Origin of the sequence: Mesorhizobium sp. M7A.F.Ca.CA.002.09.1.1, from assembly GCF_003998555.1 — a bacterium.
Classification (GTDB): Bacteria; Pseudomonadota; Alphaproteobacteria; order Rhizobiales; family Rhizobiaceae; genus Mesorhizobium; species Mesorhizobium ciceri.
This window is the reverse complement of sequence record NZ_RZRR01001111.1, coordinates 1-1538: the sequence shown is the minus strand read 5'-3', so window position 1 is coordinate 1538 and position 1538 is coordinate 1. Positions and strand designations below refer to the sequence as shown.

2 protein-coding genes are annotated in these 1538 nt (G+C 64.4%); both read right to left on the bottom strand.

The features are described 5' to 3' along the window. A partial coding sequence (gene trpD / locus EN994_RS30790; RefSeq protein ID WP_127308115.1) for an anthranilate phosphoribosyltransferase occupies positions 1-823 on the bottom strand: 823 nt, incomplete at its 3' end. Further along, the coding region (locus EN994_RS30785) for a peptidyl-prolyl cis-trans isomerase (protein ID WP_206530539.1) at positions 820-1538 on the bottom strand (719 nt) is incomplete at its 5' end. The genes trpD and EN994_RS30785, both read right to left, overlap by 4 nt.

Below are 1538 nucleotides of genomic sequence, written 5' to 3'. Positions count from 1 at the left end.
CTGACGCCTGAAGCGGTCGGGTTGCCGCGCCACGCAGTTCGTCCCTGCTGTGGCGCGGCAACCCGACCGCTTCAGGCGTCAGGGTGAAGCTGCGGATCTCGCCGCCGATCAGTTCGGCGACCTGCGTCTCGCCGGTGGTGGTGATCTCGTCATAGCCGTCGCCATGAGCAACCCAGGCATGCTCCGCACCCAGTGCCTTCAGCGTCTCGGCAACCGGCAGGATCCATTCCGGCAGGAACACACCGACCAGCTGCCGCTTGACGCCAGCTGGATTGGAGAGCGGCCCGAGCAGGTTGAAGATGGTGCGGGTGCCGAGTTCGACGCGGGTCGGACCGACATGTTTCATCGCTGGATGGTGCGCGGGCGCGAACATGAAACCAATGCCAGCCTCGTGGATGCAGCGGCCGATGAATTCGGGCGAGATGTCGATCTTGACGCCGAGCGCAACCAGCACGTCGGCGGCTCCTGTCAGCGAGGACAGGCCACGATTGCCGTGCTTGGCAACCGGCACACCACTGCCGGCGATGACAAAGGCCGATCCCGTGGAAATATTGACGCTGTGGGAATTGTCCCCGCCGGTGCCGACGATATCGATGGCGCCGTCCGGCGCGTCGACTTGCAGCATCTTGGCCCGCATGGTGGCGACGGCGCCGGAAATCTCACTCACCGTCTCGCCTCGCACGCGCAGCGCCATCAGGAAACCGCCGATCTGGCCGGGGGTCGCATCACCCGACATGATGATGTCGAAGGCCTCGCGCGCTTCCTCGAAGGAAAGCGCGCTACCGGTCGCGATCTTGGCGATATGGGTTTTCAGCGCGCTCATCTTGTCGAGGCTTGGGCGACGGCGGCCTGGTCGACGCGAACGTCGTACTGCGTCTGCAACTGCGCCACCAATTGGTCGAGCAGGTCGTCCGACATGCCGGAGGTGAAGGATTTCTGTGCGTCATCCGGCACCGAGCTGGCATCGGCCCCGGCGGGCTCGAACACTTCGGCGACCTTGTACAGGATCTCTCCGTCGCCGGTAGGCGAGGGGATCAGGCCGGTACCGCCTTCGCCGACTCCGAACATCGCTGCGGCACCTTCCTTGCCGAAATCGACGTCGTCAGCCTCGCGCTTCACACCGCGCTTGGTCTGCTTTTCCAGCTTCAGTTCGCTGGCAATGACATCGAGCGTTGCGCCGGCCTTGAGCCGCTTTTCCAGCTCGTCAGCCTTGGCGGCGAGCCGCTTGCTTGTTTCCGCCGCCGTCCAGTCGGCCACGACTTTCTGACGAACCTCATCCAGCGTGCGGTCGCGAGCCGGCGTGATGGACGCCACCTCATAGAAGACGAAGCCGTTGTCGGCTGTGGTCAAGGCATCGTTTTCCGTGTTGGGTTCGGCGTCGAAGACCGCTTTGATCAGCTCCGGCGATTGCGGCAGGTCCTTGACGATGCTTGCATCTGGCCGCAGTCCACTGCGATCGATGGCGTCGATGGTGACGACCTTCAGCTTCAGCTTGGCCGCAGCGTCGGCCAGCGAACTGCCGGCGGCGCGGGTGTCAT